Annotated in this window: 4 protein-coding genes; 3 read left to right on the top strand and 1 reads right to left on the bottom strand. The window is 59.0% G+C overall.

Annotated features, from left to right (window positions below; genetic code table 11):
* Positions 1 to 98 precede the first annotated feature (98 nt).
* On the top strand, positions 99 to 863 hold the full coding sequence (locus ACE04F_RS26985) for a sulfite exporter TauE/SafE family protein (RefSeq protein WP_486110615.1): 765 nt from the start codon (positions 99 to 101) through the stop codon (positions 861 to 863).
* Here ACE04F_RS26985 and ACE04F_RS26980 read toward each other — a convergent pair.
* Positions 853 to 1,167, bottom strand: coding sequence for a putative quinol monooxygenase (locus ACE04F_RS26980; protein WP_434626273.1), 315 nt, complete (start codon positions 1,165 to 1,167; stop codon positions 853 to 855). The two genes, ACE04F_RS26985 and ACE04F_RS26980, sit on opposite strands and share 11 nt — an antisense overlap.
* Here ACE04F_RS26980 and ACE04F_RS26975 point away from each other — a divergent pair.
* Positions 1,153 to 1,398, top strand: coding sequence for a hypothetical protein (locus ACE04F_RS26975; protein ID WP_486110614.1), 246 nt, complete (start codon positions 1,153 to 1,155; stop codon positions 1,396 to 1,398). The genes ACE04F_RS26980 and ACE04F_RS26975 overlap by 15 nt on opposite strands.
* Positions 1,367 to 1,957, top strand: coding sequence for an NADPH:quinone oxidoreductase MdaB (gene mdaB, locus ACE04F_RS26970; RefSeq protein ID WP_039592378.1), 591 nt, complete (start codon positions 1,367 to 1,369; stop codon positions 1,955 to 1,957). Before ACE04F_RS26975 ends, mdaB begins: the two co-directional genes overlap by 32 nt.
* Positions 1,958 to 2,006 lie beyond the last annotated feature (49 nt).

Raw genomic sequence — 2,006 nt, 5'->3', positions numbered from 1 at the left:
AAAGCGGCGATGGAGGTTTTTTTGCCTATCGCCAGACAAGAGGCACCCTCAGTATATGGCACATTTTCAAACCCGGGCGTGGACATCAGGATAAGCTCATGAACACACTCCTCGCCTTCTATCAAAACCTCGGCCCCGCCCTATCTTTGCTGGTCATCGTCACCTTTCTACTGGCCGGCACAGTCAAGGGCGTGATAGGCCTCGGCCTGCCGACCATTTCAATGGGGCTTCTCGGCCTGGCTATGGCGCCGACGCAGGCTGCGGCGCTGTTGCTGATTCCGGCCACGCTGACCAACGTCTGGCAACTGGCATCTGGTGGGCATCTGCAAGCATTGATCCGGCGCTTGTGGCCGCTGCTGCTGGCGATTTTCATCGGCGTCGGCCTTGGCACGTTGTGGATCGGCATGGTGGGCGGCGCCTGGGCAGTACGGGCACTCGGTGCGGCGCTGGTGTTGTATGCGCTGAGCGGGTTGCTGCTGCCGACGTTGCGAGTGAGCACTCGGAACGAACACTGGCTCGCGCCACTCTGTGGCCTGTTGACCGGTGTGATCACCTCGGCCACAGGCGTGTTTGTCATGCCGGCGGTGCCTTATCTGCAAGCGCTGGGCTTGAGCAAGGATGAGTTAGTGCAGGCCCTCGGCCTGTCATTCACCGTCTCGACACTGGCCCTGGCGGCCGGCCTGCTGTGGCGCGGTGCGCTGGGAGGGGGAGAACTGAGCGCTTCGCTGCTGGCGCTGGTGCCGGCGCTGCTGGGGATGTGGCTGGGACAATGGCTGCGCCAGCGGATCAGCGCCGTGTTGTTCAAACGGGTGTTTTTTATTGGCCTTGGCGTGCTTGGCGGCCATCTGTTGGTCAGCGGCTAGCCGAGGATCGACTGAGCATGTCGACGCGGCGAATTTCGAAGTCGCGTTCCAGATAGTCCATGCGCTGCTCGAAGAACTGCTTCATGTGCGGCAGGTTCGAATGCACCTCCAGGTCGGCCTGGGAGGCCCAGATTTCATAGAAGATAAACAGGGTCGGGTCCTGCTGGTCGCGCAGCATGTGGTATTCGATGCAGCCAGGCTCGGCACGACTTGGTTCGACGTAGGCGCGAAACAGCGTTTCGAAGGCTTCGGCTTTTTCCGGGCGGGTCTTGGCGTGCAGGATGAAACCGTGCAATTCACTCATCAGGGGGCTCCAGGGGAAAAGGGATCGGTGAATTTTACGGCAACAATCAGGTTGTTATTCGTGCCTATAGGTCAAAACAGTTTTGTCGTTTCGCTGCTTATTCCGCGCGAAGCTCATCGGTACTCTGCCGCCATCATTTTTAATCTTCCCTTCGGCGACCGTTCAACGGCGTACGTCGTGGAACCTGATGAGGCTCCTGATGAAAAAAGTCCTGTTGCTCAATGGCGGTAAACAATTCGCTCACTCTGATGGTCGCTATAACGCAACCTTGCACGACACGGCGCTCAGCGTGCTCGACCGTGGCGGTCTGGATGTAAAAACCACGTTCATCGACGGCGGCTACGACATCAAGGAAGAGGTCGCAAAATTCCTCTGGGCCGACGTGATCATTTACCAGATGCCCGGCTGGTGGATGGGAGCTCCCTGGACCGTAAAAAAATACATCGACGAGGTCTTCACTGAAGGCCACGGCAGCCTCTATGCCAGCGACGGCCGCACCCGCTCGGATGCTTCGCAAAAATACGGCAGCGGTGGCCTGGTGCAGGGCAAGCAGTACATGCTGTCGCTGACCTGGAACGCCCCGCAGCAAGCCTTCGACGACCCGTCCGACTTCTTCGAAGCCAAGGGCGTGGATGCGGTGTATTTCCCGTTCCACAAGGCCAACCAGTTTCTCGGCATGACCGGTCTGCCAACGTTTCTCTGCGTCGACGTGATGAAGCGTCCGAACATCGAAGAAGATGTGGCGCGGTATGAGCGGCATTTGATTGAGGTGTTCGGTCTTTCGCGGTAATCGGGCTAGTATCCGGCTGACTTGAAGCGAAGGCGTCGTGGGGGGGGGG

It is taken from the genome of Pseudomonas sp. AGC41 (assembly GCF_057334555.1).
Note: the sequence above shows the minus strand (reverse complement) of the source record. Positions and strands in the feature narration are given on the sequence as shown.